Genomic DNA, 26148 nt, shown 5'->3' on the forward strand with positions numbered 1-26148 from the left:
GCGTTGATTGCGGCGTTTTTTGTATCTGAATTAACGGCGTTTCTTTTGTTGTTGCACGCGCTGATTGTGCTTTTTAACAGCCTTTCTAATGCGGTTCACTTTAGCGCGTTTGTCTTTTCGTTTGATAGGGTCAACCGATAACTTAGTTTGTGTTTCAGGCTTTAACTTAACGGTCTTACGCAGGTAATTCACTTTACTGAGTTCAAGTTCTTCCCAGCCACCTTGTGGTAAGCGCTTATTGAGCTCCAGATCGCCATAACGTACGCGGATCAGGCGCGATACTTCCACCCCTTGAGATTGCCACATACGACGTACCTCACGGTTGCGTCCCTCGCTCAATGTAACGTTAAACCATTTATTGATCCCCTCACCGCCCATAGGCTTAACACTATGAAAACGTGCCGGCCCATCATCGAGCTCCACGCCTTTGGTGAGGTTGCGAACTGCTTCTTTGGTTACATCACCAAATACGCGCACCGAATATTCACGCTCAATTTCGTAGCTCGGGTGCATCACCCTATTGGCCAGCTCACCATCGTTGGTAAATAACAGCAACCCTGAGGTGTTAATATCTAAACGACCAATGGCAATCCAGCGGTCGCCTTCAATTCGCGGTAGTCTGTCAAATACCGTACGACGCCCTTCAGGATCTTTACGAGTGCACAGCTCACCTTCAGGTTTGTGGTACATTAATACCCGACACACTCGCTCTTGTGGCTCTTCAACTTTGACAATGTGGCCATCAACACGAATGGTTTGGTTGGGCTCAACGCGATCGCCTAAGCGCGCCACTTTGCCATCAACACTCACGCGGTTAGCTTCGATGTACTTTTCCATCTCGCGACGGGAGCCGACACCGGCTCTGGCTAGGACTTTTTGTAACTTTTCACTCATTCAGATGGTTCTCTCACAGAAGGATCATGTAATAACTTGTCTATCTGGCTTTGTTGCTGCTCAGGGAGCGGCGGCAACTTTTCTAAGCCAGACAACGAAAAATAATCTAGAAATTCATTCGTCGTCGCATATAACGCGGGGCGACCAGGGACTTCCTTATGGCCAATCACCTTCACCCAACCGCGCTCCTGCAATGTTTTCATAATATTGCTAGCAACTGTCACACCGCGCACTTGCTCTATTTCGCCTCGGGTTATAGGTTGACGATAGGCTATCAGTGACAGGGTTTCCATTAACGCCCTTGAATATTTCGGTGCCCGTTCTTGGAATAGCTTGCTGAGCCAAGGGCTTAAGCTGCTGCACGCTTGAAAGCGATAGCCTGAGCCAACGTGCACTAAGCGGATCCCTCGGGTTTGATAATGCGCGCTGATGGCCTCTAAAGCTTCATTAACGCGCTTAGAAGACACATTAATATCACTGAGTACAGTTTCTTTGAGTTGTTTTTTTGTCAGTGGTTTAGGGGCAACAAAAATAGCCGCTTCTATCAGCTCTATGAGTTGCTCATCACTAATGCGTCGCATGCTCATGCTCAGACCTCCGTAGCGGGCGCTATTATGGCAGAGCTACACCAGAAGGCAATGCAAATCACGCTGCAGCATGCTCTTTTAAACGCACATGAATGGCACTTTCGCTATTGGCTTGCTGACAGTGAATAAGCCCCTCTTTGGTCAGCTCCAAAATGGCAATAAAGGTTACCACCACGCCCGCGCGCCCCTCCTGTGGGGTAAATAGCAAGGCAAAATCAATATAACCGGAGTGGTTTTGTAATTGCGCTAAAATAGCGCTCATGCGTGCCCGGGTCGATAGCTGCTCAGGAGTGATATGATGATGCTCAAAGGTTTTGGCTCGGGCCATGACATCACTGAGTGCCAACATTAATTCTTCTAGCGCTACCTCGGGAAATAAAGGTTCAGGCATAGCCGCTTCTTCAACTAACGCATGAGCGGTAAAAATATCGCGCTCCATGCGCGGCAATTCATCGAGCTGCTCCGCCGCTTTTTTAAATTGTTCGTATTCTTGCAACCGTCTGACCAGCTCGGCGCGAGGGTCTTCTTCTTCCTCGCCCAGCTCTTCATGCACAGGTAACAGTAAACGCGATTTTATCTGCGCCAACAGCGCCGCCATCACCAAATACTCACCGGCTAGCTCCAATTGAAACTCACGCATCATTTCCACATAGCGCATATATTGCTCGGTGATGCTAAAAATAGACAGCTCAAGGACATCAAGTTTGTGCTTTTTGATAAGATAAAGCAGCAAGTCCAAAGGCCCTTCAAAAGTCTCGAGTACGACTTCTAGGGCATCCGGTGGGATATATAAATCTTCTGGCTTTTCAACCACGGCTTCGCCGCGAATAAACGCCAACGGCAGCTTTTGCTGCTCTACCAAAGTATCTTGGGTCATTATTTAAAGGGACTGGGATCACCACAACCGACACGCAAAATCTCCACTGCGTCATCGGACAAATCCACCACAGTAGTGGCCTGTTCACTCAAAAAACCACCATGGATGATCACATCGACGTGCTTCTCTAAACGATCGCGAATTTCATCGGGGTCTGACTCGGTAAATTCAGCGCCAGGCAAAATCAATGAACACGACATTAAGGGTGCGCCAAGCTCTTCAAGTAACGCCTTACTAATCGGATGATCGGTGACGCGAATACCAATGGTTTTCTTTTTATCATTTAATACTCGTCGTGGTACTTCCTTAGTGCCTTTGAAAATAAAGGTATAAGGGCCTGGCGTATTATTCTTGATCAACCGAAACATCTGGTTATCAACGCGTGCATAGGTCGCAAGCTCTGATAAATCGCGACACATCAAAGTAAAATTATGGTGCTTTTCTATACCTCGAATTCGGGTGATCCGCTCTTGCGCGGCCTTTTCCCCTAGTTGGCACCCTATGGCATACCCAGAATCAGTGGGATAGACCATTACGCCGCCTTTGCGCACAATATCCACCGCTTGTTGGATCAGCCGTGGCTGCGGGTTTTGCGGGTGAATGTGAAAAAATTGACTCATGTTTATCCTTGCTTTGTGATAACGACTACTGCCAACGCTGCCATACGCCTTCACAGTCTTTAGGTAAGTATAGGTTCTTTCCTAATTCTATGTAAGGTAAAGGAAAATGGAAATCAGAACCTTGCGAGCACAGCAGCCCATGCTCGCGCGCAAGCTGCCCTAAAAACTGCCTTTCACAGGGCGCTTGTTGGGTTTGGGCCACTTCCATTGCATCGCCACCGAGCGTGGCGAATTCGTTTACTAACTTACGCAGCCACTTATTCGACATTTTGTATCGAGCCGGATGCGCGAGCACACTTTGCCCGCCCGCTGCGGCGATGGCCTTAATGGCGGTGTGCATGTCACACCATGTACTTGGCACATACCCGGTGTTGCCGCGACTGAGGTATTTTTTGAAGATGCCTTGAAAGGTCTTCGCTGCGCCTTGCGCCATTAACACCCGGGCAAAATGGGCACGCGTTACTTGCGCCTCAGCGGCCAGCTCACAGGCTTGTTCATAGGTGTTTTCAAACCCTGCCTTTTGCAGACGTTCGCCTATTTTTATCGCTCGTTCACTGCGCTTTTGCTGCTGTTCAGCCAACAACGCTGTCAGTTCCGGAGCCTGGGTGTCAACCTGCAAGCCAACAATATGAATTTCAAAGCTGTGCCAGCGCGTGGATATTTCGACTCCGGCAACCAATTCTAGGTCGAGCGCCTGCGCAGCTATCGCGGCGCGCGCTGGAGCGATACCGGCAATGGTATCGTGATCGGTGAGCGCGAGCACATCAACTCCCTTGTCGGCGGCTCTTGATACCAACTCATCAACACTTAAGGTCCCGTCGGAAAAATTACTGTGGCAATGTAAATCGTACTTAAGCACACAGCCCTCTTAACAGCTATCAAATAATGCCATTAGCTTATCATTTTTCACCCCGCAGCGCGGCAATAACTTTTTATTTATAAAATGGTTGACACTGATGCTCAGCTAGGTTTAACTAACAGCCATCAATTAATTAGGATTATCAAGCTCATGCAGTCACAGGCTAACAACACACATATGACATGGTGGTGGCACTCGTAATCGCGGGTGGAATTAGTCGTGCGCAGTGAGTACTGCCTGATTAACAAAACCCGCAGCAAGCGGGTTTTTTTGTATCTAAACAAAGGTAACTAACATGATTTTAACGCAGTTCGTAACAGTAATTTGGTGGTGGCACTCGAGATAGCGGGTGGGCCTTGTTACGGCTGAGCATTATTGCAACCCGCAGCTTTTCGAAGTATGCGGGTTTTTTGTTTTTAGGCCATCATCATTGCTAGGAGCAATAAAACCGATGGCAATACATTTTGGGAATGAGGACTTTTTATGATTTTTAGCCACATCTCGACCGAGCCCGGTCAGGTGACCAGCATTAGCCAGCGGCGAGACTATATCCCCTCTGCGCTGAGCCTATTCGCCAAGCTCGATACCGATAATAGCCTGTTACTGGAGTCCGCAGAAATAGACTCCAAAGCCAATTTAAAAAGTATCGTATTAGTTGATAGCGCATTGCGCATAGAGTGTAACGGCAGCGAGGTCAGTGTCGTCGCGCTATCAAACAACGGTGCGCAACTGCTGCCTTATTTGCAGCGCCACATTGATGCCGGCACCACCACGCTCGATAACACCACCTTGCAAATCAGCTACCCGCCCGTGGCCGGTGATTTAGACGAGCATGCCAAGCTCAAAGCAGCCAACGCCTTCGATACCCTACGTCAGTGCATTAATCGCATCAGCGACAACTCTGACAATCCGTTTGCCATTTTCTTAGGCGGCGTAATGGGCTACGACATGGTCGCGAATGTTGAGCAACTGCCCGCCGTCGAGGCAAAAGATAACAGCTGCCCAGACTATGTTTTTTACCTTGCTGAAACCTTAGTGGTGGTTGATCACCAAGCACAGAGCACTGAAATTATCGGTAACGTGTTCAATGGCCCGCAAGTGCATGCTAATTGCTTTGAGGTAGGACAAAAAGTCGAACGCTTAAACACCCTCTGTGATGATGTGGAGGTACTACCAGCGCCGCAGGCAACGGCGCAGCCTGTAGAAGCCAGTGTCGATATCAGTGACGAAGACTTCAAGGCGCAGGTTAGCCAACTAAAGCAACATATTATCGACGGTGATATTTTTCAGGTGGTGCCTTCACGAACCTTTACTCTGCCTTGCCAACAGCCATTAGCGGCCTATGCACAGCTGAAAACACAAAACCCCAGCCCCTATATGTTCTATTTGCGCGACCAAGATTTTACGCTGTTCGGCGCTTCTCCTGAATCGGCCTTAAAATACTGCGCCCAGAGCAATCAAGTTGAGGTGTATCCGATAGCGGGCACGCGCCCGCGTGGTAAACATGCCGATGGACGTTTAAATTTAGACCTCGATTCGCGCATCGAGCTCGATTTGCGCAATGATGGCAAAGAGCGCGCCGAGCACATTATGCTCGTCGATTTAGCGCGTAACGACGTCGCTCGTATCAGCCAGGCCGGCACGCGTCACGTTAAAGAGCTACTCAAGGTCGATAGATACTCCCATGTCATGCACCTTGTTTCGCGGGTGGTAGGACAGTTAAAAGAAGACCTTGATGCACTGCACGCTTACTCGGCCTGTATGAATATGGGCACTTTAGTTGGCGCCCCCAAGGTCAGCGCCGCACGCTTAATTCGTGAGGTAGAAAAGAAACGTCGAGGCAGCTATGGCGGTGCCGTCGGCTATCTCACGGGTGATGGAGCCATGGACTCTTGCATTGTTATCCGCAGTGCTTTTGTCAAAGATGGCCTGGCCCATGTGCAAGCCGGCGCTGGGGTGGTTTATGACTCAGACCCGCAAAGTGAAGCCGATGAAACCCGCGCTAAAGCCGGCGCCGTACTGCGCGCTATCGCCACCAGCCAAGGAGCAACAAACGCATGAATTATAAGATTTACTTCTTAGATAACGAAGACTCTTTCAGTTATAACTTGGTGGATGAATTTGCGCAGTTGCGCCAAGAGTTGGTGGTGTATCGCAATACCGTGGCGGCGGAAGTCATATTCGAGCGCATGTGCGCAGAAACCCAGCCGGTGGTGCTCGTGCTCTCCCCCGGGCCTGGCGCGCCCGACAGCGCGGGATGTTTAATGGCGCTCATTGACCTGTGCCGGGGACGCTTCCCGATGCTTGGGATTTGTCTCGGGCAACAAGCCTTAACGCAGGCTTATGGGGGTGAAATCGGTCATGCTCAGCAAACGGTGCATGGTAAATCATCCACCATTAGCCTAATGCCCCACCCCGCTTTTAGCGGCTTTGGCGAGCACCTCGTGGTGGCCCGTTACCATTCCTTAGTGGCAACCAAGGTAAGCGAGCAGTTAGCGATTATCGCGCAGTACCAGGGCATGCCAATGGCTGTGTGTCAGCATCAAGATAAGGTGCTTGGCTATCAGTTTCACCCAGAGTCGATTCTAACTCCTCATGGCGCGCAACTATTGCAGCAAAGCCTTGAATACTTAACAGCACAGGGGTAACTCATGGATGTAATGAATAAGCTGTATCAGCAGCAGGACTTAACCTTTGCAGAGTCACAGCAGCTGTTCGATAGCGTAATGCGCGGCGATATTGATGATATCACCCTCTCGGCCATGCTTACCGCGCTGAAAATTAAGGGTGAATGCGCCGACGAGATTGCTGGGGCCGCCGCCGCTATGCGCGCCAATGCCCTGCCCTTTAACACCTCGGCGCAACACTTGGTCGATGCCTGTGGCACCGGTGGTGATGGTGCCAACACTATTAATATCAGCACCACGGCAGCGCTTGTAGCCGCCGCCTGTGGAATTAATATGGTCAAACATGGTAACCGCAGTGTATCGAGTAACTCAGGGTCGTCTGATTTGTTACAAAGCCTGGGTATCAATATCGATATGAGTCCAGGGCAAGCCGCCGCGATGCTTGAGCAAACCGGCTTTGCGTTTTTGTTCGCTCCGCTTTACCACCAAGGGGTCAAGCACGCGATGGCGGTGCGTACCACCCTTAAAACACGGACTCTGTTTAATATTCTCGGGCCGCTTGCTAACCCGGCAGCACCGGATTATCAATTACTCGGGGTGTACGAGCCTGCCTTATGCTTACCGATGGCAAAGACCCTGCAAACCTTAGGGTGCAAACGGGCGATGGTTGTCCATGGTGCCGGCACCGATGAAATCGCCTTACACGGTGAGACTCAAGTGGTTGAACTCAACCAAGGGCAACTGCATGAGTACACCTTAAACCCCAGTGACTTCGGACTTGCAAACTATTCACTTGCGCAACTCAGTGGTCAAGGGCCAGACTACAACGCCAATGCCACGCGGGCGATTTTAAGCGGCCAAGGAGAGCCAGCGCACACCAGTGCGGTGGTGATCAATGTCGCAGCGTTATTAGTATTGACCGGCAAAGCGGCTAATTTCAAAGAGGCCAGCGCGCAGGTTCAAGACGTTTTACAATCCCAGCAAGCACAACGCACGCTTGATACCATCATTGAGGTCAGTCATGGCTAATGTATTAGAAAAAATTGTTGCCGATAAACGCCATGAGGTAGCGCAGCGTCAACGCACGCAACCGTTAGCGAGTTTTATTGACGACATCACTGCGAGCGACCGTGATTTTTATCGTGCCCTGAAACAGAGCCCAACGAGCTTTATTCTGGAATGCAAAAAGGCATCGCCCTCAAAAGGGCTTATTCGCGATGTCTTTAACCTGGATGAAATCACTGCCGTCTATAAAAAGTACGCCAGCTGTATTAGTGTGCTGACCGACGAAAAGTACTTTCAAGGCCACTTTGACTACTTAACCCAGGTACGACAGAAAGTCAGCCAGCCACTGATTTGCAAAGATTTCTTTATCGACCCTTATCAAGTTTATTTGGCTCGTTTACACGGCGGTGATGCTATTTTGTTGATGCTCTCAGTGCTTGATGACGACACCTACACGGCGCTTAGCAAACTGGCTAAGTCACTGAATATGGATGTATTAACTGAGGTGAGCAATGAGCAGGAAGTAACTCGGGCGCTGGCGTTGAACGCCGAGATCATCGGTATCAATAACCGTGACTTACGCGACTTATCGACCGATTTAGCGACCACTGAACGGCTTCGCCAATTGATCCCCAGTGATAAAGTGGTGATTTCCGAGTCGGGCATATACAGTCATCAAGACGTGCAGCGCTTAAGCCCCTTGTGTGACGGGGTTCTGGTTGGCAGTTCTATTATGGCCCAGGCTGATATTGAAAGCGCTTGTCGCGCCTTAATTTTTGGCGAGCATAAAGTCTGTGGTCTAACGCGCTCACAGGATGCACAAGCGGTATACCAAGCTGGTGCCTATTATGGTGGCCTGATTTTCTACCCAGGCTCACCCCGCTATGTTGACATTGATTGCGCTAAGGCCATTGTTGATAGTGCACCGCTGCATTACGTAGGGGTTTTCGTTGACGCACCGATTGCGCAAGTCAGCGACTATGCCACGCGATTAAAACTGGCCGCCGTGCAACTGCATGGAGTGGAGGATGAGCATTATATTCAGTCGTTACGCCAAGCGCTGCCGTTATCGTGCCAAATTTGGAAAGCACAAGCGGTGGCTACACAGCTGCCTAAAGCGCTCGCGGGCGTCGACCGTATTCTCTATGACACGTATAGCAAACAAGCGAAAGGTGGCACCGGTGAGCAATTTAACTGGCAACTGCTGGCGCAGGCTGAGCCCCCTTTCATGCTGGCAGGCGGCTTGACCCCTGGCAATATTGCTGACGCTTTAGCACACAACGCAACCGGGCTGGATATTAATTCCGGCGTAGAAACCGCACCCGGTAAAAAATGTACACAGAAAATTAATGCTGCCTTTGCGGCAATTCGGAATTATTGAGGTGGTTATGAGTAATTCAGCCTATTTTGGCGATTTTGGCGGCATGTTTGTGCCGGAGCTTTTGGTGCCGGCGCTTAAACAGCTAGAAGTCGAGTTTAATAAATCACAACACGACCCGCTTTTTGAAAAAGAGTTTCACTCTTTGCTCAATGAATATGCCGGCCGTCCGACACCCTTAACGTTAACGCGTAACTTGGTGAAAAACCCCAAGGTCAAACTGTACCTTAAGCGTGAGGATTTACTTCACGGTGGCGCCCATAAAACCAACCAAGTGTTGGGCCAGGCCTTGCTCACCAAACGTATGGGCAAAGAGGAAGTCATCGCCGAGACCGGCGCTGGTCAGCACGGTGTGGCTACGGCTTTAGCCTGTGCGCTGTTGGGTTTAAAGTGCCGCATTTATATGGGCGCTAAAGACGTCGAGCGCCAGCAGCCTAATGTATTTCGTATGCGCTTGATGGGCGCTGAAGTGATACCTGTTACCGCCGGCTCTGGTACCTTGAAAGATGCCGTGAACGAAGCGCTGCGTGACTGGTCAGCGAATTATAAAACGGCGCACTACCTGCTCGGCACCGCTGCCGGACCACACCCTTTCCCAACGGTGGTGCGCGAGTTCCAAAAAATGATTGGTGAAGAAGCCAAACAACAGGTTCTTGAAACCGAAGGGCGTTTACCCGATGCGGTCATTGCTTGTGTCGGCGGCGGCTCTAACGCCATTGGCATGTTTACCGATTTCATTGATGAGCCAAGCGTCAAGCTGATCGGCGTTGAACCCGCAGGTAAGGGCCTTGATAGCGGTGAACATGGCGCGACCTTATGTCGTGGTAGCAAAGGAATTTTGCATGGCGCTTACACCTACATCATGCAAACCGAGCAAGGCCAAATTGAAGAGTCTTACTCGGTATCGGCAGGCTTAGACTACCCCGCAGTGGGGCCTCAGCACGCGCATCTGCATGAAAGCGGCCGCGCCCAATATGTAGGTATCACCGATGATGAGGCGCTCGATGCATTTAAGGCGCTGGCACGCCATGAGGGCATTATACCGGCACTTGAGTCGAGCCACGCACTGGCCTATGCCCTCCAGTATGCGGAGCAACAAAGTGAAGAGTGTATTATTGTTGTAAACCTCAGCGGCCGAGGTGACAAAGACTTGGCCCATGTGCATCAAGTGCTTGCTGCTAAAGGAGATATATCATGAGTCGTTATGCCACCACCTTCGCCAACCTCGCCGAGCACAATGAAGGCGCGTTTGTGCCATTTGTGACCTTGGGCGATCCAGGTAAAGCACAAAGTATTGCCATTATTAAAAGCCTGATTGATGGCGGTGCCGACGCATTAGAGTTGGGCATCCCCTACTCCGACCCAATTGCCGATGGCCCGGTGATTCAGGCCGCCAATATTCGCGCCTTAGAGGCGAACATTAGCACCGATGATTGCTTTGACATCATTCGCGAAATTCGCGCCTATAACGCAGATATTCCAATTGGTTTACTACTGTATTCTAACTTGGTATTAGCCCGTGGACCGCAGCAGTTTTACCAACAAGCGAAAGACGCTGGGGTAGACTCTATCTTGGTCGCTGATGTGCCCTTACATGAGTCGAAAATGTTCCGTCAAGCGGCCACTGAAACCGCCATTGAGCCGATTTTTATCGCCACCCCCAATGCCGATGATGACACCCTTCGACAGTGCGCCTCTTACGGGCGCGGTTACACCTACTTACTCTCCCGAGCAGGCGTCACGGGCACCGAAACCAAAGCGCAAATGCCGGCGGATTCGATGATTGCCAAGCTGAAAGAATATCATGCCGCACCCGCGTTGCTTGGCTTTGGTATCAGCACTCCGGATGATGTGAGCCAAGCCCTGAGCAGTGGTGCTGCGGGAGCTATCAGTGGCTCCGCCGTGGTAAAAATTATTGCCGCCAACCTGGACCACCCTGAGGCCATGTGTGAAGAGCTGAAAGTGTTTACTATCGCCATGAAAGAAGCGACCAAGGGTTAGCCTGGCTGTATGTGGTCTTTTAATGCCTTGGCGCATTTAAAGGCCACTTTATTTTGCCCTGCTATTTCTATTTCCTCCCCTGTTTGCGGGTTACGACCGCGTTTCGCCGGGTGATAGCTAAGCGAAAAGTTACCAAACTTAGGTATAAATACCGCATCCCCTTCGTGTAAAGACCGCGTTATCGCCTCAATGAGCGATGTTAACGCTGCCGCAGATTGTTGCTTAGTTAATCCACTGCGCCCATGCATGGCGTCAATTAGTTGCTTTTTGTTCACGGTGCTACCTACTGAAAACTCAAAGCCGCGCAGCCTAAAAGGCGACAATGAAAATGTCAATGTCGCACTGATGCTTGAGCTTGCTCTCAGATACTGGTAAAACGGCTGCTACCTAATGTAATGGACGTCGTGAATGAGTACTTTAATTGAATACATTCCGCTAATTTTATTTTTCGCTGTTTATAAACTCGTCGATATCTACTGGGCGACGGGCGTATTAATCGGCACCAGTGCCCTGCAGCTTGCTTTTGGCTATTTCAAAGAGGGCCATATTGCTAAGCGTCATTGGGTGTTTTTCGCTATCGCCCTGGTGTTAGGAACCATGACCATTCTGTTTCGAGATGAGCATTTTATCCAATGGAAGGCCACTTTCATTTATGCGCTGTTAGCGGTGGTGTTATTAGCCGCACGGCTGTTTTTCAAAAAGAACCTAGTGCAAAAGGCACTCACTGGGTTGCTCAAGTCGGTAGAAGAGAAACAAGGCGGTGAGCAAGGTCAAGAGATTGCGGTACCAGAGCGGATTTGGGAGCAGTTAAACATTTTCTGGGTTATTTTATTTGCTGTTATTGCAGTGCTCAACATTTATGTTGCCTACAATTTCTCGCTCGACTTTTGGGTAAACTTCAAGGTGTTCGGCCTTATCGGCATCACCTTTGTGGCTATTATTGCCACGATTATGCGTCTTTACCCTTACTTTCCTGAAGAAGAGTCATAAAGCTGTCGTACAGCCCTGCTACACTGAGTACATATTGAGTGTAGCAATGGGCTGAAACATTGAATAACGCGCAGTATCGCTGGCTAGAACTGTTCTGTATCTTTATCCTATTGCCGGTTGCCGGCTTGCTGATGCGCGAGTATTTGCATAACTGGCTGATCCCTGCGTTGATCACCCTGACTGCCGTATGCTGTTTTATTCTGCTTACCGATCCCCACTTTAAACGCTTTCGCATCACATCCATGGGCCAGTTCTCAGCAGTGCGTAAGCGCATTGCCACGTTTTTTCTCACCGGAGCATTATTCTCGGGTGTGCTCTATGGCATTCTCAACCAGGAAAACTGGTTTAGCTACCCGCTGCAATCACCATTGAGCTGGTTGATGCTACTGGTGTTATACCCGCTGCTCTCTGTGTTGCCACAAGAGCTGATTTTTCGCACCTATTTCTTTCACCGCTATAAGCCCATCATTCCTAGCAAAACTTGGCGTATTTGGTTAAGTGCAAGCGTATTTTCTTTGGCACACATGGTTTATGGGAATTGGGTTGCGATAGTATTGTCGTTTTGCGGTGGGCTATTGTTTTCTTATACCTATGCGCACTCACGCTCCACACTTGTGTGTGTACTGGAACATAGTTTGTGGGGGTTGTGGATGTTTACTCTGGGACTTGGCAGTTATTTAGATTCGGGGGCTATTTAGACTAGCCCCCGACCGGCAAATTAAAAGCCGAAAATACTGATGGCGAAAAACTTGGTTGCCACAGTATTGATGAAAATCAACAGCAAAATCGCTGGGATAAAGGTTGATAGTGAGAAATTCACGTACTTTTGCATAAAGCTGCCTTCGTAACTAGCGCAGCCTTGCGAAAGCTCATCATTCAAACGCGCCTTCTTCCAACGATACATAACAAACAAACACACCATCAAGCCGTTAAGTGGTAAAATGGTGTCATAAAACACGTCATAAACCACATCAAAGAAGCTCTTATCAGCATCACCGTAGTGGGTGAACTGAGTCAACCAATCGACCATGCCAAATGATACGGTACAGCCAATGGTGAGTAAGCCGATAGCGCCTGCTAAAACTAACAGTGCTTTTTTGCGACTGTAGCCCTTTTCCTCAATAAGCGTTGCTGTGGGCACCTCGACAATCGACACCAACGACGTAATGGCAGCGAAAAACACCAACAAGAAAAATACAAACGCCACCACAGACGCACCCATATAACCAATATCGGTTTGCAGTGCCAAAAGAATCTTCGGTAAATAAACAAATATCATCGACACCGACGACTCTGAGAGTTGGCTTGGATCAGTATCCGGATTAAAGCTAAAAATGGCTGGCAACACCATTAAGCCAGCGGTAAAAGCCACCAGTGAATCGGTGATGGCGACCATCTTTGCGCCACCAACAATATCATCCTTTTTCGAGATGTAGGACGCGTAGGTCATCAAAATCCCCATCCCTAACGACAGCGAGAAAAACGCTTGTGATAAGGCACCATTGAGTACGCTGGCATTCATTTTTGAGAAATCCGGGACCACATAATAGCGCACACCCGCCATGGCATTATCCAAGGTCAACACATAGGCAACCAAACCGATGAGCAGCACAAAAAGAGCTGGCATTAAAAACTTCGCAGCCTTTTCAATGCCCTCTTTGACGCCACCGACGAGGATTAAGTTAACCACAATGGCGACAACCACCATGTAACCAAAGATACTGTATTCATTAATGAAGCGGCCAAAGTTACCGGGGTCGGCAAGCGCATCGAGATTGCCCATGGCTGTTTGTGCCAGATAACCGAAAATCCACACCGTAATAACCATATAAAACACCGCAATCATAAACGGCGTCAGTACCGCAAGAATCCCTGCACTGCGCCAGCGCGGTGAATTATCCGACAGTGTTTTGTATGCACCATAAGGGTCTTTTTGCGCTTTTCGGCCCATAGCCATTTCCGCCATCATGACCGGCAAACAAATAAACGCCACAAACAGTGCATAAACCAAAAGAAAGGCACCACCGCCATTTTTGGTGGCCGAAACAGGAAACCCAACGAGGTTGCCAATACCTACCGCAGAGCCTGCAGCAGCAAGAATAAAGCCCAAGCGAGAGCTAAAATGTTCACGTTTTTCGCTCATAGAAAAACCTTGTTATTGTTTTAACCCGACTCTACCAGTGTTAAACAAAGCTTTTCAAGCTTTAACGACTGCTGGTGGGCGCGGTCCCATTTAAACAACGATATTAATTTACAACGCCTATCATTGCTGGCTATCATAAATGTAATCGATACCAAGTACTTGGTTATTATTATGTTGTACATGATTTATTCCACCGATGTGGAAAATTCGCTCGAGCAGCGTCTTCAGGCGCGTCCAGCGCATCTTGCACGCTTGCAAGAGTTACAGCACCAAGGGCGCTTACACCTTGCCGGACCACTTCCAGCGACGGACAGTAACGACCCGGGTGGAGCTGGCTTTACGGGCTCATTAGTCGTAGCTGAATTTGCATCCTTAGAAGATGCACGGGAATGGGCCGCTGATGACCCCTACATCGCCGCTGGTGTATATGAAAACTCAGTAGTCAAGCCCTTCAAAAAGGTGCTTCCAGCGTAATTCAGTAAAGGTTAATTGATTTTTTGTATGCTTGCGACATTGCCGCTGCAAGTGCAGTGTATGTTGCGCAACGAAAGATCAATTGGGAGTTCTTTGAACCATGCTTAAATATATAGCCGCTATATTTACTGCTTTTGTTTTAGCCACGTCAGTGGCCCAGGCTGGCTCAACGCCCCCCAAAGACATTGATAAAAAGCAGGCAGTGGCAATTGCCAAAGAAGCCGAAAACGGTAAAGTGTTAAAGATATCTGAACAAAGGGAAAAGTTTATTGTTCGTATATTAAAGCCCAAGGGCCGTGTGGTTGACGTCAGCGTCTCAAAACGCACCGGGCAGGTAGAGAAGGAAAATAATTAATGCGCATACTAGTAATTGAAGACGACTTACATTTGGCAGATAACCTGCGTAGTGCCCTAGAAAAAGAGCGCTACAGCGTTGATTTGTGCAATGATGGAGAAGCGGGCCTTTTCCATATTTGTGAATACCCACTGGATATGGCGGTGGTTGATTTAGGCTTACCAAAAATTGATGGTATTGAGCTTATCAGACAAGCCCGTAAAAATGGCGTCGACATCCCTATCTTAATTTTGACTGCGCGCGATCGCTGGCAAGATAAGGTCGAAGGCCTCGATGCCGGTGCCGACGATTACCTTACCAAGCCATTTCATGTGGAAGAGTTAATCGCTCGTTGTAACGCATTAATTCGTCGCAGTGCGGGTCAGGCTAACCCTGAAATTGAAAACGGCCCAATCCGTATTCATACGCGCTCGCAGCAGGTATGGGTAGAAGAGCGCGAGCTCAATCTGACCGCTTACGAATATAAAGTGTTGGAATATCTGATGGTGAATCCACAAAAAGTGATTTCTAAATCGGAATTGACCGAGCACATTTACGACCAAGACTTTGATCTCGACTCTAACGTGATAGAAGTATTTGTCCTGCGTCTGCGCAAGAAACTGGACCCAGAAGGCACCCTGAACCCCGTTGAGACCCTACGTGGGCGAGGATACAGGCTGCGCACCCAGTGGTAGGAAATCAAGTTTCACTGAAAATAAGACAAGGATTTATCCTTGTCTTTTTGTTGATCGTAGCCATGCCTATTTTATTTGCTTCGATTGGCAACGCGTATCGTGCCTCATTAGTGGAGGCCACTGAAAAAACCCTCGAAGCGCATTTATACTCATTAATATCTGAAGTTGAATACAGTGAACGTGGTGTAGAAATGCCACGCAGTATTCTTGCCCCCGAGCTGAACCGCGTCACATCAGACACCTATGCCATGATTTATAATGGCAACGAGCGAGTCTGGCAAAGCGAGTCCGCCTTAAATATTGATTACAAACCGGACTTAGTGATCACCGAAACCGGTAAAGCGGATTTTCGCCTCGTGACCGTCAATGGTCGCAAATATTGGCAACTGTCACTCACTGGGATCCTCGCGAATCTCGACCAAACCATTGAAGCCCGCTTCATTGTGGTTAAAAGTAACGATGGTTTATTAAGGCTGATGGAAGGGTTTAAGGAGACATCAATAAACTGGATGTTAATTATGGGTGTGGTGATCACCGTGTTGATGATCATCGGCTTTATCTGGAACTCTCGTCCATTACATCGCTTAGATAAAGAGATAAAAGCCATAGAATCGGGCGAAGGCACGCGTATCAAAGGCAACTACCCCGTTGAGCTGCAAAATATAAAAGCCGATTTGAACCTACTGTTGGAATCGCAACAACGGCAAAAAGAGCGTTATCGCGCATCTTTAAGTGACCTTGCCCACGCCCTGAAAACCCCCTTGGCTGTACTTAAGTCAAGCCCTATGGCCAGCGATGACGATGCCCAAGAGCAGTTGGACCGCATTAATGTGATGATCGAACACCAATTAAAGCGCGCAGCCACGGGTGCGTCCGATACATGGAAAAAACAGACGCATATTAAGCCAGTAGCGGATTCTATCTTCAATGCCATGAGTAAAGTGTATCGTGATAAAGACATCGAATTCAGTGTCGATGTGAGCGACAAGCACTTTTTCTTGGGCGATAAAACCGATTTAATGGAACTGCTTGGCAACCTCATTGATAACGCCTGTAAAGCCTGTGTCTCGCAGGTGAGTTTAAAGGTCGAGCAACGTAAGAAGCGTCTTAAACTGATGATTGAAGACGATGGTCCTGGCGTGCCTGAGGAGAAGCGTGAGTTGCTGTTGCAGCGTGGTACGCGCCTTGATAGCTATGAAAGCGGCCATGGTGTGGGTATGGCCATTGTCGCTGATCTCGTAAACGGCTATCATGGTATTTTAAGCATTGACGACAGCCCCTTGGGCGGCGCTCGCTTTATGCTTGAGTTTGATTACCAAGAGATAACCTAACGTCATTATGAAACGTCACTTTTTTGTGTTAACCATTGGCCTCGGCGCCTGTTTGTTCAATACTGTTGATGCCAATGAAATTGCGCAATGCGCGCCGGTAGGCGAAACACCCGATAGTCGTCGTGACTATATCCAGTGTCTTGACCGCCAGTTAGAGCTTTTGCGCCGAGATTTGACTGCGTGGCAGAATAAGCGTCAGCTGCAGCTCGAGAACTTCGCTAAGCAATCGGGGATCACTCAGCCATTGGATATTTATTTACGCTCGCAGCAGAGCTTTGACAGCTATCTTGAAGACAGCTGTCGGTGGCGTTATCTGCGTGTCATGCCCGACGCTGCGGCTGCGGCGATGGCGTATAAGCATTGTGAGTTACGGCTTATTGAGCAGCGCATCGACAGTTATCGCGTACCACTGGATTAACCTTGGTCACTTTGCTTAGCGTCGTCTACGTCGGCGCCAAGTAAGGTGGCAAGCCAGCGCCCTTCTTCGCTCTCTTCTAGGGCTATTTTCACCACCATAGTCAAAGGCACAGACAGCAGCATACCCACTGTGCCCAATAACCAGCCCCAAAAGATTAACGATAAAAACACGACTAAGGTCGACAAGCCTAATCCCCGACCCATGAATTTAGGCTCGACCACGTTGCCCATCACCGCATTGATGACTAAATATCCCATGCCCACAAAAGCCGCAGTCAATGGGTTTTGCGTGATCAAAGCCAACAATACCGGCGGCACAGCGGCGATAATAGAGCCGATATTGGGAATGTAGTTAAACATAAAAGCAACCACGCCCCACAAAATAAAGTAGTCGACGTCCAGCGCCCACAATAACATGGTCGCTAAAAAGCCTGTCGCTAAACTAACTAAGGTTTTAATCGCCAAATACGAGTTAATGGACTCAAGAAAACGGTCAATTTGCGCCATTTTCATATCTGGGTCATCTAACGCTAAGTGAATTTTGCGGCTAATACTGGGGCCTTCAAATAACATAAACACCACGGTAATGATGATTAAAAACAGGTTAGCCATCACCCCGCCTAGCCCAGTTAACATGTTGGTGGCTACATCAATCATTTTCCCAGGGTCAAACATTGAGATCAGTTGCTCTTTATTTAGGAAAATATTGTATTGCGCTAACGTGTTCACCGCCCACACAAACTCTTTCTTTAATTGCTCTTTATACTGCGGCAGGTTTTGCGAGAAATCATTCACCGACTGCCCTACCAAGCCGCCAATACTCAAAAGGACGGCGACCACCAGCAATATAACAATGCTCACCGCCACGCCTTTGGGAATTCGGTAGCGACCTAAAGTATCAATCAAAGGGTTGCAGATAATGGCAATGAATACCGATAGAATAAAAGGCACCACCAAGGCGCTTGCGGTTTTCACCCCTGCCAAAACCACCACCAAGGCGGCCATAACTAGGAGGCTTTTACTCGCTCCAGTGAAGCTGGGCACAGTTCGTTTCCTTAAAGCAGACAAGTGATGCTAGTTTAGGTGAGATACGTTTGAAAATAAACCATTGATTGGCCATAGGAAATGATCTTAAATTCGCCAGTTTCGTAGTATTTGAACTAAACTAGAAACAAAGTGAATTAGCAACACGATGGCACCCATGCATATCTTGATCACCGGAGCCACAGGGCTCATAGGTAGCGAACTATACAAGCATTTACTTAACCACCATAGGGTTACGGTACTCACTCGCTCCCCCTCACGGGCGTACATAAAGTTGGGTCATCGTATTGAAGCCATCCAAAGCTTGGATGAGGTTGATTTTAATAATGTCGATATCGTGATCAATCTCGCCGGTGAGCCCATCGTTAATAAGCGTTGGAGCGAGCAACAAAAAAAGCGTATCTACGACTCCCGACTCAATACCACCGAAGCTATCGTGGCCAAGATAAATGCCGCAGACAACAAACCGAAGGCACTAATATCGGGCAGCGCCATTGGCTATTACGGCCGCCAAGGAGATGTGGAGATCACCGAAGACTTCAGCCACTGCTATGATGAATTTAGCCACCAGCTTTGTCGCGACTGGGAGGCAGCTGCAAGCAAAGCACAAACCCGTGTGTGCTTACTGCGTACCGGTATTGTGCTAAGTGCCCAAGGCGGTGCCTTAGGAAAAATGCTCCCCGCATTTCGCTTTGGCCTCGGTGGCCCCATAGGAGATGGCCAACAATACATGTCCTGGATCCACCTTGATGACATGGTGCAGCTAATTATGTACCTAATAAAATACGATCATATTAGCGGCGCCATCAACGCCACCGCGCCTAAGCCCGTCAATAATGAGGAATTCTCTAAAACGCTCGCTGAAGTACTGCGCCGCCCTGCCATCGTGCGCATGCCCGCTTTTGCATTACGGCTGATGATGGGAGAAATGGCCGATTTATTGCTCTATGGGCAAAATGTTCAACCCCAGCGGCTGATAGACGAGGGCTTTCGCTTTCGCCACCCCGAACTCAAACCTGCTCTGGCTCAACTCCTTAACCGCAATTAAAAAAGCCGCTTGTTAAAGCGGCTTTTTTGTCTACATCAGTTTGCGTAGCAAACCACTGGTGTTCTTGTTGAGTGTTCGCGCTATCATAGTGTATCCCAACAGTGCCACAAACAAAGCACCCGCTACGGGCCCGATGAACCATATATCAGGGTGGAACTTTCCAGGTAGCTCAAATAACTGTCGCTGCACAATGAAAAGCGCCACATCGCTCACTAAGGCGGCAACTACGCCAGCTATCAATCCCAGTAGTAAGAATTCATACAAGGTGGCTCCTCGGATCAACTTTCCGCGTGCTCCCAAGGTGCGTAAAATAACGACCTCTTGCATCCGCTCACCCAAGCTCGCTTGGACCTGCGAAATTAATACCAAGGCACCACAGACCACTACGATTGCCAGCACAAACCCAATGGCTAACGACACCTGCTCGATAGTTGAGCGAATTTGTTCGACAAAGTTGTCGACATCGATAGCCGTAATGGTGGGATACTGCCGCAATAGCTGAGTAAAGGCTTTATTTTCACCATCATCAATACGTGCTGCCGCAATATAGGTTGCCGGAAACTCAGCGAGCAAGTCTGGGCTTAGAATCATAAAGAAGTTTGGTTTTAGGGTGGACCAATTCACCTCGCGAAAGCTGGTAACCTCGGCATCAAAGCTTTGCGAACCGATTAAAAAGGTGATGGTATCGCCCAGTTGAATCTCCAACCTCTCAGCCATTGACTGCTCAATAGAGACTTCCCCTTGGCTTTGCTCTGTAAACCACTGCCCTTTGGTTAGGGTGTTATGGCTTGGCATATCACGAACCCAGGTCAAGTTCAGCTCACGGCCCACACCAGAGCGTGCTTCTTCATCCTTTTTCTCGTTGTCCTCTAATGACACTTCTCGCGCGACTTTCTCGCCATTGACGGCATTGACGCGGCCACGAATGGTCGGATAAAAGCGCGACACCTCAATGCTATTAGCCGCGAGATAATCGGCAACGGGCTGTTTTTCTTGCTCGCTAATATTAACAAGAAACGCATTAGGCGCATCCGCTGGTAATTGCGATTGCCAGTCATTGATCATGTCATTTTTAAGCACAATGAGAAACAGTAGCAGCTTAATCGCCAGCGCAAAGCTGATTAATTGCACGGCATTGGCATTAGCCCGCTTTTGAATTGAAGCCAGCGCTAAAGACCAACTGTTACCCGGACTGAGGCCGAGCTTTCGCCCTGTGCCAAAAATCACTTTTGAGGCGACAAACAGCACCACCACCACAAGGGCCGAAGAGGCGAATAAGATTAGGGTAATTTTGATCTTACCGCTGAATAACCACATTAACCCAAAAACCGTTAATGCCGAGAGCGCGAGGTGGATTTTGCTCACCACCAACCTGTCACCAAGGTTTCGGCGCAATACCCGTAGCGGCGGAATATCAAATAAATCCAGCAGTGGCTTAATGGAGAACATCACCGCGCACACAACCCCGATGAATACCGCACTTAGCCATGGGCGCAGCGACGCGGGCGGCAGGCTAATATCCATACTTTTAGCCATATAGTCGGCGGCCACGTGCTGCAGCGAATATCCCACAGCAAGGCCAATTAGCAGTGAAAAACCACACACCAGTGACAAGTGCAGCAAATAAATGGCGCGTATTTGTGCACGGGCCCCGCCTAAGGTTTTCATCATTGCCACTGGGTCGTATTGGCGCTCGCAATAACGCTTTGCTGATACCGCGATAGCCACTGCCGCGAGAATAATTCCCAACAGACCTGCCAACAGTAAAAAACGCTCTGACCGCTCTAACGAATTAGCTATGGGCGACTGCCTGTCTTTCACCCCATACCAACGTTGGTTTTCGGCCAGCTGAGGTTTTAGCCATTGATAAAACGCTTCGACATCGTCACCGTCGCCAGCATAGAGTTGACGGTAGAACACCCGACTCCCCGGTTGGATCACCTCCGTTTTGGCGATATCAGCTTCATTAAGCAACACCCGGCGACTGCCAGAGAAAATATTGAACGGCGCATCCGGCTCTTCGCTCAAAATATGGCTAACGGTAAAGGTGGCAGCACCTAACTCAACCTCATCGCCCACTTGCAGGTCCAATGAATACATCACCGTTTCATTGAGCCAAACGTTGCCCTCTTTAGGGCCGCCCTCGGCCACTTGCTCTTGGGCATCAAAATCGCTTTTAATGAGTAGCTCACCTTTAAGAGGATAGGCCGATGACGCTGCTTTTATTGCCGCCAGTTGCATACGGTCATTGGCAAAGAGCATGGTATCGAAAAACGTGAGCTGCGCCGTCTTCAAGCCCATTTTCTGTGCTTGCTGGCGGTATTCATCTGGCAACGCATGATTACTGGCCAGTGCTCTATCGGCGGCGATAAAAGCGTTGGATTTTTGCAAAATGGCTTGACCAATACGGTCAGTTACCGAGGACAAGGTCAACACCGTCATCACTGCCAACGCAATGGCTGCACATATCACCGTGAGCTCGCCTCGGCGCAACTCTCTCAAAAACAGTCTAAATGCCAATTTAGCCCACATTTACCTGCTCCTTCGGCTCACTCAACTCGGTTAGACTGCCGCCTTCGATGTGCAAAATACGATCGCATCGCTGTGCCAGTGCTTCATCATGTGTAACCAGCACCAGCGTGGTGCCTTGCTGTTGGTTAAGCTCAAACAACAGCTCTTCAATCATTTTACCGTTTTTACTGTCTAAGTTTGCCGAAGGCTCATCAGCAAACAGAATTTGCGGCGTGCCAATAAAGGCACGAGCGATAGCAACTCGCTGCTGCTCACCACCCGAAAGCTGCGAAGGGTAATGCTCAACGCGATGACTCAAACCGACCTTCTCCAACAGCGCCAGCGCCTGGTCTTTGGCATCACTTTGGTTAGCAAGCTCAGCTGGCAACATCACATTCTCAAGTGCACTGAGGCTTTGCACCAGCATAAAGGATTGGAATACAAACCCGACTTTTTGCGCACGCAAGGCCGCGCGCCCTTCTTCGTCCAGTTGCTCCAGGGCATCACCATCTAAGGTAATGCTTCCCGAGCTTGCCACATCAAGCCCTGCTAACAAGCTCAACAGAGTGGATTTACCCGAGCCCGAGGCGCCAACAATGGCTACCGACTCGCCCGGCTTGACATTAAAGGTAATGTCGCTGAGGATCGTTAAATCGCCGTCAAGCGTATTAACGGACTTAGTTAATTCTTTGACTTGAATAATATTTAATTGAGATAACGCTGACATATGAGTGCTTCAATCCTACGTGTTTTTATCGTCTTACTGCTTGTCACTAAACCATTATTCGCTTGGGCTGACAATCAGATACTTGTCCTAGGTGACAGCTTAAGCGCAGCCTATGGGTTAAAACAACACCAAGGCTGGGTGCAATTGTTACAAGATACGTACGAGCAACAAAATACGCCCACTACCCTGATTAATGCCAGTATAAGCGGTGAAACCACAGGGGGGGCACTGCGCCGCCTTGATGCGATTCTTAAAGAGCACCCCCCTACCCATGTGCTCATTGAGCTTGGCGGCAACGACGGCTTGCGTGGTTTTCCCGTCACCAAAATGAAAGCCAACCTGCATGCACTAATAGATAAAAGCCGAGAGGCCGGTGCTGAGGTGGCGTTAATGCAAATTCGTATTCCACCCAATTATGGCCGTCGTTATACCGAGTTGTTCGAGCAAAGCTTTGTTGAAGTGGCCAAGGAAAAGCAAGTGACCTTAATGCCCTTCTTTGTAGAGCAAGTGGCAACCGACGGTGAATTAATGCAAAACGATAACATTCACCCTAATGCTGAAGCGCAGCCGATCCTACGGGATATTATGAAAACACAAATCAGTAACTGGCTGACCAAGTAGCCTCTGATACACCAAAATAACTCAACAAAAGCGCTGAAAATTAGCGCTTTTTTCTTTTTTGTAATTAAATCGGCGAATATGAATGTTTTATAAGCAAACGCACCAGCCGATGCTTGCATTTACAAAATATTTCCGTACTATTGCAATCCAAGTCGGCATATAGCGCAGCCTGGTAGCGCACTGTCATGGGGTGTCAGGGGTCGCAGGTTCAAATCCTGCTATGCCGACCATTCTTCTCTCACCCTATTCAATGAGTTAACTAAGCTTACGTAAAGCAATGTAGCAACTTAAATTAGCTAAACTTATTTAGATGTAGCATATATGTATGCTTGCTCTACTTCTACATTTAACAGCTACATACTTACTACTTTTATTCCCCCCTAAGTTTATATCCCTTAACCCCTAATACCCTGAGGGGCAGCATACTTAACATCATCAATTATTTGCTTATACTTCGCGACTGTTTGTCTCGTAAGCCCAGTTTCAAGTGCAATGTTCTTTTGAGTAAGTTTGTGGCCTGTGTCGATTAATTTACCAACAGCTTGCTTTATTAACGCTTCAGATGTTTCACGTCTTTTCCTATGGGTATAACGCGCGCCTTCACGTTGAGCGAGTGCTGTGGATTGAATGGGGATTTGATACAACCAAGTGCCTGCTACCCCTCGGTTGTGGTTAGGGAAGTAATTACTCCAAGTCCAAGACGCAACGCTTTGACTAATTGACTGTAGCTCTTTGTATTGCATCGGATATTCTTTTGCTAGTCCAAATCCCGCAAAGTTATTTAAGGTTTCTGCAACCTCAAATAGATGCTTACGCCAATCTTCAAATCGCCAATTTTCTCTGGCGTAGTTAATTCTTTTATAAGCAATGAAGCGCAGCTGATGAAATAAATAACAATTACGGGAATTAGCCACACTACTCCAGTCAAACCCATGGCTATATTCTCTTTTGGGCTTATGTAAGAAGTCATTTAGTTCATTTAAACTGTATTCATGCGAATGCAAGAAGGAAGTTTTCCAATGGGGATGAAGCGGGTTCTTACAGAGTGGTCCTGTATAGCCCTCGTCTGCACCCAGCTTTATTCGCATAGCTTGATCTACATACTTCAGAAACGCGATCGGTTTTCGCCTACCTTTAAGGCTTGTTGTAACGCCCTGAATAGCATAAAGCAGATGCGCTCCCCCTTGCGCCTCTATTTTGCCTAATTTGCTTATAGGTGGACCACTAACAATTATATTTGGGGCTGGAAGTAGGTTGTCTTCCCAAGAAAATGCTGACTCGTCATCGATATCAAAAATCAGCCAATATTGAATAACTTTTGGGTTAACTTGAACATGGAGGTATTCATCCAAAGCTATTTCACCAAAACGGTAACGTCCCTTTGTTATATCTTCATTTGTGCATAATGTTCTTGGTGGTGTAGCACTATAAAGCCTTTGAACGAGCTTTTCTCGCACACTCAAAGGCACAGCAGAAACTAGCTGTTTCGCGGTATTTGTCTTAAGATATCCGTGTTGGAATAAATTCAACACGGCAGGCGGATAGTTTGGTCGCTTACGCCTGCCGTATTCGCAAGTTAAGCAACGTCACCGTACTTTCTTAGCCACGCTTCAAGCGCAGACTCTTCAAAAAGTAATTTCCCGCCAATTTTTATCGCCTCTGGGGCAACCTTTTTAGCAAGATCAGAATCACCTTGCGTAAGCGCAGCTTTGCGTCTATTTCGGATATTGTATAAATGCTGCGGTGAGCAGTTTAAAAACTTTGCAGCTTCTTTTGTGGTAATAAATGTGGACATGAGCCCTCCTAACTAACCAAACCTGTTAAAAACGTATCAACCGTGCTTATGAAAAGCCGTTTGTTTCCTCGTTACGTGTAACAGGCAGCTTGCTAGAAGCGCCTTTTTTGGCACTGGATTTAACCAGCCCATTTAGGCTAAGGTATGATTAGCTAAAAGTAAAGCGCCTATTAATCAGGCAGCTTTAAAATGGGAATAAAGGATTATGATAACAAGATTAGCAGGCATAGATTATCGAGGGCTAGCAGGGATTTCACGACACTGTATTGATGCTGTAGTAGAAATGATTCACTTCGGTAGAGAAATCAATACAGTAAAGATATTAACCTGTGGGAGTGACCATAGCTGTCGTCATGCATTATTATTGAATGTCGATATAGATGTGGATGTTGCTATAAAATCAGGCTTCACATCAGGCTATTCAGGCGAAGGACCTAGATCTCTTTCCTATATTTTGTCAGTACTTAGCAAATATACTGATAAGATCGATGAATATTTAGTGCCCCGGAAATTCATTCAACGAATAGATAATTCTGCACTTACTTTAAAAGATCTAGATTGGCTTTTTGAGCAAACCCCTTTAAGACCTCAGAGGTGGTATGACTACATGTATGAGCGTCACACTTTACCAAATAAATTTACTTGCTACTTCCCGAAAGAAATCCCTATAGCTTTGATAGATGACAGACTACTGGATATAGCAATATCTCTGAAACAAAACCCTGATAACACTTTGATGACTGGATATAGGTTGCTTGAACAGGCAATTAAAGAAAAATCTGGTCTGACGAAAGAAACAGGCGCAAAACTATTTTCAAAAGCTTTCTCGGGCGAGAACAGTCCTTTATATTGGGAAAATTTAGATGGTAGTGAAAGTACGGGGCGCGCCAATATGTTTTCTAGTATATTTATGGCGTTTCGTAATCGTCGGGCTCACCAACAACTTGATTCCAATGCATGCGACGAACTTCGTGAGTTCATGTTATTGAATCAGTTATTTATATTAGAACGCTCAACCAAAGTTCGAGAATTAGAGCAGCAAAACGCCTAAGAAGGCATCTCAATCTAATGCTCATGATCCTCGTCAGTAATAAAAGCTACGCAGCCTAGGGCTGCGTATCCCAGTGCCATTGTAAAAACCCTGTTTAATATTGACGGTAAACTCATCAC

28 protein-coding genes and 1 tRNA gene are annotated in these 26148 nt (G+C 48.1%); 17 read left to right on the top strand and 12 right to left on the bottom strand.

Features of this window, described 5'->3' with window-relative positions; all coding sequences use genetic code 11:
• Positions 1-30: 30 nt before the first annotated feature.
• The 5 genes from rluB to MHM95_RS02305 are packed head-to-tail and all read right to left on the bottom strand — an operon-like array spanning position 31 to position 3837.
• Entirely contained in the window at positions 31-894 is an 864-nt protein-coding gene (gene rluB, locus MHM95_RS02285; RefSeq protein WP_239384099.1) for a 23S rRNA pseudouridine(2605) synthase RluB, read from the bottom strand.
• Entirely contained in the window at positions 891-1481 is a 591-nt protein-coding gene (scpB, locus tag MHM95_RS02290; protein ID WP_239384100.1) for an SMC-Scp complex subunit ScpB, read from the bottom strand. Before scpB ends, rluB begins: the two co-directional genes overlap by 4 nt.
• A gap of 58 nt (positions 1482-1539) precedes the next feature.
• Entirely contained in the window at positions 1540-2358 is an 819-nt protein-coding gene (locus MHM95_RS02295; RefSeq protein WP_022943562.1) for a ScpA family protein, read from the bottom strand.
• Positions 2358-2978 carry an L-threonylcarbamoyladenylate synthase gene (locus tag MHM95_RS02300; RefSeq protein ID WP_022943563.1) on the bottom strand — a complete coding sequence of 207 codons (621 nt, stop codon included), beginning with the start codon at positions 2976-2978 and terminating at the stop codon, positions 2358-2360. The genes MHM95_RS02295 and MHM95_RS02300 overlap by 1 nt, the downstream gene beginning before the upstream one ends.
• Before the next feature lie 25 nt (positions 2979-3003).
• Complete coding sequence (locus tag MHM95_RS02305; protein WP_022943564.1) at positions 3004-3837, bottom strand: PHP domain-containing protein; 834 nt, start codon at positions 3835-3837, stop codon at positions 3004-3006.
• A gap of 483 nt (positions 3838-4320) precedes the next feature.
• Between MHM95_RS02305 and MHM95_RS02310 the strand changes: the two genes are divergently transcribed.
• The 6 genes from MHM95_RS02310 to trpA are packed head-to-tail and all read left to right on the top strand — an operon-like array spanning position 4321 to position 10848.
• Positions 4321-5898, top strand: a complete 1578-nt coding sequence (locus MHM95_RS02310; RefSeq protein WP_239384101.1) for an anthranilate synthase component 1 — start codon at positions 4321-4323, stop codon at positions 5896-5898.
• Positions 5895-6485, top strand: coding sequence for an aminodeoxychorismate/anthranilate synthase component II (locus tag MHM95_RS02315; RefSeq protein ID WP_045978396.1), 591 nt, complete (start codon positions 5895-5897; stop codon positions 6483-6485). The genes MHM95_RS02310 and MHM95_RS02315 overlap by 4 nt, the downstream gene beginning before the upstream one ends.
• 3 nt (positions 6486-6488) lie before the next feature.
• Entirely contained in the window at positions 6489-7493 is a 1005-nt protein-coding gene (gene trpD, locus MHM95_RS02320; protein WP_239384102.1) for an anthranilate phosphoribosyltransferase, read from the top strand.
• Complete coding sequence (gene trpCF / locus MHM95_RS02325; protein WP_239384103.1) at positions 7486-8850, top strand: bifunctional indole-3-glycerol-phosphate synthase TrpC/phosphoribosylanthranilate isomerase TrpF; 1365 nt, start codon at positions 7486-7488, stop codon at positions 8848-8850. Before trpD ends, trpCF begins: the two co-directional genes overlap by 8 nt.
• 7 nt (positions 8851-8857) lie before the next feature.
• The gene (gene trpB, locus MHM95_RS02330) at positions 8858-10045 is read left to right on the top strand and encodes a tryptophan synthase subunit beta (RefSeq protein WP_239384104.1); all 1188 of its coding nucleotides are present in this window, start codon (positions 8858-8860) and stop codon (positions 10043-10045) included.
• Positions 10042-10848 (top strand): tryptophan synthase subunit alpha, encoded by an 807-nt coding sequence (gene trpA / locus MHM95_RS02335; RefSeq protein WP_045978399.1) that lies wholly within the window; start codon positions 10042-10044, stop codon positions 10846-10848. The genes trpB and trpA overlap by 4 nt, the downstream gene beginning before the upstream one ends.
• Here trpA and MHM95_RS02340 read toward each other — a convergent pair.
• Positions 10845-11123: an HU family DNA-binding protein gene (locus tag MHM95_RS02340; protein WP_022943797.1), complete on the bottom strand. Its 279-nt coding sequence runs from the start codon at positions 11121-11123 to the stop codon at positions 10845-10847. The genes trpA and MHM95_RS02340 overlap by 4 nt on opposite strands.
• Positions 11124-11256: 133 nt before the next feature.
• Between MHM95_RS02340 and MHM95_RS02345 the strand changes: the two genes are divergently transcribed.
• A complete protein-coding gene (locus tag MHM95_RS02345) occupies positions 11257-11838 on the top strand; it encodes an inner membrane-spanning protein YciB (protein ID WP_239384105.1) in 582 nt (193 codons plus the stop codon).
• A gap of 59 nt (positions 11839-11897) precedes the next feature.
• Entirely contained in the window at positions 11898-12536 is a 639-nt protein-coding gene (locus MHM95_RS02350; RefSeq protein ID WP_022943799.1) for a CPBP family intramembrane glutamic endopeptidase, read from the top strand.
• Positions 12537-12556: 20 nt separating this feature from the next.
• On the opposite strand, the gene MHM95_RS02355 is transcribed toward MHM95_RS02350, so the two are convergent.
• Positions 12557-13981 (bottom strand): sodium-dependent transporter, encoded by a 1425-nt coding sequence (locus MHM95_RS02355; RefSeq protein ID WP_239384106.1) that lies wholly within the window; start codon positions 13979-13981, stop codon positions 12557-12559.
• A gap of 171 nt (positions 13982-14152) precedes the next feature.
• Between MHM95_RS02355 and MHM95_RS02360 the strand changes: the two genes are divergently transcribed.
• From MHM95_RS02360 to MHM95_RS02380, 5 genes are all read left to right on the top strand, one after another.
• Complete coding sequence (locus MHM95_RS02360) at positions 14153-14455, top strand: YciI family protein (protein ID WP_239384107.1); 303 nt, start codon at positions 14153-14155, stop codon at positions 14453-14455.
• 100 nt (positions 14456-14555) lie between these two features.
• On the top strand, positions 14556-14810 hold the full coding sequence (locus MHM95_RS02365) for a PepSY domain-containing protein (protein WP_022943802.1): 255 nt from the start codon (positions 14556-14558) through the stop codon (positions 14808-14810).
• Positions 14810-15484 (top strand): response regulator transcription factor, encoded by a 675-nt coding sequence (locus MHM95_RS02370; protein ID WP_022943803.1) that lies wholly within the window; start codon positions 14810-14812, stop codon positions 15482-15484. The genes MHM95_RS02365 and MHM95_RS02370 overlap by 1 nt, the downstream gene beginning before the upstream one ends.
• On the top strand, positions 15478-16815 hold the full coding sequence (locus MHM95_RS02375) for an ATP-binding protein (protein ID WP_026110951.1): 1338 nt from the start codon (positions 15478-15480) through the stop codon (positions 16813-16815). Before MHM95_RS02370 ends, MHM95_RS02375 begins: the two co-directional genes overlap by 7 nt.
• 7 nt (positions 16816-16822) lie before the next feature.
• Positions 16823-17233 carry a lysozyme inhibitor LprI family protein gene (locus MHM95_RS02380; RefSeq protein WP_022943805.1) on the top strand — a complete coding sequence of 137 codons (411 nt, stop codon included), beginning with the start codon at positions 16823-16825 and terminating at the stop codon, positions 17231-17233.
• On the opposite strand, the gene MHM95_RS02385 is transcribed toward MHM95_RS02380, so the two are convergent.
• A complete protein-coding gene (locus tag MHM95_RS02385; protein WP_045978403.1) occupies positions 17230-18276 on the bottom strand; it encodes an AI-2E family transporter in 1047 nt (348 codons plus the stop codon). The two genes, MHM95_RS02380 and MHM95_RS02385, sit on opposite strands and share 4 nt — an antisense overlap.
• Positions 18277-18433: 157 nt before the next feature.
• Between MHM95_RS02385 and MHM95_RS02390 the strand changes: the two genes are divergently transcribed.
• Positions 18434-19324, top strand: coding sequence for a TIGR01777 family oxidoreductase (locus MHM95_RS02390; RefSeq protein ID WP_152441483.1), 891 nt, complete (start codon positions 18434-18436; stop codon positions 19322-19324).
• A 30-nt stretch (positions 19325-19354) separates the two neighbouring features.
• Here MHM95_RS02390 and MHM95_RS02395 read toward each other — a convergent pair whose 3' ends face one another.
• Both MHM95_RS02395 and MHM95_RS02400 read right to left on the bottom strand, forming a co-directional pair.
• Positions 19355-21856 carry an FtsX-like permease family protein gene (locus tag MHM95_RS02395; RefSeq protein WP_239384108.1) on the bottom strand — a complete coding sequence of 834 codons (2502 nt, stop codon included), beginning with the start codon at positions 21854-21856 and terminating at the stop codon, positions 19355-19357.
• Positions 21846-22562, bottom strand: coding sequence for an ABC transporter ATP-binding protein (locus MHM95_RS02400; RefSeq protein WP_022943809.1), 717 nt, complete (start codon positions 22560-22562; stop codon positions 21846-21848). Before MHM95_RS02400 ends, MHM95_RS02395 begins: the two co-directional genes overlap by 11 nt.
• Between MHM95_RS02400 and MHM95_RS02405 the strand changes: the two genes are divergently transcribed.
• Entirely contained in the window at positions 22563-23183 is a 621-nt protein-coding gene (locus MHM95_RS02405) for an arylesterase (RefSeq protein ID WP_239384109.1), read from the top strand.
• Positions 23184-23336: 153 nt separating this feature from the next.
• Positions 23337-23413 (top strand) — tRNA-Pro (locus MHM95_RS02410).
• Between the two features lie 165 nt (positions 23414-23578).
• Here the strand turns inward: MHM95_RS02410 and MHM95_RS02415 are convergent.
• Positions 23579-24715, bottom strand: a complete 1137-nt coding sequence (locus tag MHM95_RS02415) for a replication initiation protein (RefSeq protein ID WP_239384110.1) — start codon at positions 24713-24715, stop codon at positions 23579-23581.
• Between the two features lie 44 nt (positions 24716-24759).
• The gene (locus MHM95_RS02420; protein ID WP_105174280.1) at positions 24760-24978 is read right to left on the bottom strand and encodes a helix-turn-helix domain-containing protein; all 219 of its coding nucleotides are present in this window, start codon (positions 24976-24978) and stop codon (positions 24760-24762) included.
• Positions 24979-25183: 205 nt separating this feature from the next.
• Here MHM95_RS02420 and MHM95_RS02425 point away from each other — a divergent pair, with 205 nt between their 5' ends.
• Positions 25184-26029: a TIGR02391 family protein gene (locus MHM95_RS02425; RefSeq protein ID WP_239384111.1), complete on the top strand. Its 846-nt coding sequence runs from the start codon at positions 25184-25186 to the stop codon at positions 26027-26029.
• The last annotated feature ends 119 nt before the right edge of the window (positions 26030-26148 follow it).

Origin of the sequence: Pseudoalteromonas sp. CnMc7-15 (assembly GCF_022347925.1) — a bacterium.
Lineage (GTDB): Bacteria > Pseudomonadota > Gammaproteobacteria > Enterobacterales > Alteromonadaceae > Pseudoalteromonas > Pseudoalteromonas ruthenica.

Coding starts and splice junctions, on each gene's coding strand:
- rluB (WP_239384099.1), bottom strand. CDS start 894: ATGAGTGAAAAGTTACAAAAAGTCCTAGCCAGAGCCGGTGTCGGCTCC.
- scpB (WP_239384100.1), bottom strand. CDS start 1,481: ATGAGCATGCGACGCATTAGTGATGAGCAACTCATAGAGCTGATAGAA.
- MHM95_RS02295 (WP_022943562.1), bottom strand. CDS start 2,358: ATGACCCAAGATACTTTGGTAGAGCAGCAAAAGCTGCCGTTGGCGTTT.
- MHM95_RS02300 (WP_022943563.1), bottom strand. CDS start 2,978: ATGAGTCAATTTTTTCACATTCACCCGCAAAACCCGCAGCCACGGCTG.
- MHM95_RS02310 (WP_239384101.1), top strand. CDS start 4,321: ATGATTTTTAGCCACATCTCGACCGAGCCCGGTCAGGTGACCAGCATT.
- MHM95_RS02315 (WP_045978396.1), top strand. CDS start 5,895: ATGAATTATAAGATTTACTTCTTAGATAACGAAGACTCTTTCAGTTAT.
- trpD (WP_239384102.1), top strand. CDS start 6,489: ATGGATGTAATGAATAAGCTGTATCAGCAGCAGGACTTAACCTTTGCA.
- trpCF (WP_239384103.1), top strand. CDS start 7,486: ATGGCTAATGTATTAGAAAAAATTGTTGCCGATAAACGCCATGAGGTA.
- trpB (WP_239384104.1), top strand. CDS start 8,858: ATGAGTAATTCAGCCTATTTTGGCGATTTTGGCGGCATGTTTGTGCCG.
- trpA (WP_045978399.1), top strand. CDS start 10,042: ATGAGTCGTTATGCCACCACCTTCGCCAACCTCGCCGAGCACAATGAA.
- MHM95_RS02345 (WP_239384105.1), top strand. CDS start 11,257: ATGAGTACTTTAATTGAATACATTCCGCTAATTTTATTTTTCGCTGTT.
- MHM95_RS02355 (WP_239384106.1), bottom strand. CDS start 13,981: ATGAGCGAAAAACGTGAACATTTTAGCTCTCGCTTGGGCTTTATTCTT.
- MHM95_RS02360 (WP_239384107.1), top strand. CDS start 14,153: ATGTTGTACATGATTTATTCCACCGATGTGGAAAATTCGCTCGAGCAG.
- MHM95_RS02365 (WP_022943802.1), top strand. CDS start 14,556: ATGCTTAAATATATAGCCGCTATATTTACTGCTTTTGTTTTAGCCACG.
- MHM95_RS02370 (WP_022943803.1), top strand. CDS start 14,810: ATGCGCATACTAGTAATTGAAGACGACTTACATTTGGCAGATAACCTG.
- MHM95_RS02380 (WP_022943805.1), top strand. CDS start 16,823: ATGAAACGTCACTTTTTTGTGTTAACCATTGGCCTCGGCGCCTGTTTG.
- MHM95_RS02390 (WP_152441483.1), top strand. CDS start 18,434: ATGCATATCTTGATCACCGGAGCCACAGGGCTCATAGGTAGCGAACTA.
- MHM95_RS02395 (WP_239384108.1), bottom strand. CDS start 21,856: ATGTGGGCTAAATTGGCATTTAGACTGTTTTTGAGAGAGTTGCGCCGA.
- MHM95_RS02400 (WP_022943809.1), bottom strand. CDS start 22,562: ATGTCAGCGTTATCTCAATTAAATATTATTCAAGTCAAAGAATTAACT.
- MHM95_RS02405 (WP_239384109.1), top strand. CDS start 22,563: ATGAGTGCTTCAATCCTACGTGTTTTTATCGTCTTACTGCTTGTCACT.
- MHM95_RS02420 (WP_105174280.1), bottom strand. CDS start 24,978: ATGTCCACATTTATTACCACAAAAGAAGCTGCAAAGTTTTTAAACTGC.
- MHM95_RS02425 (WP_239384111.1), top strand. CDS start 25,184: ATGATAACAAGATTAGCAGGCATAGATTATCGAGGGCTAGCAGGGATT.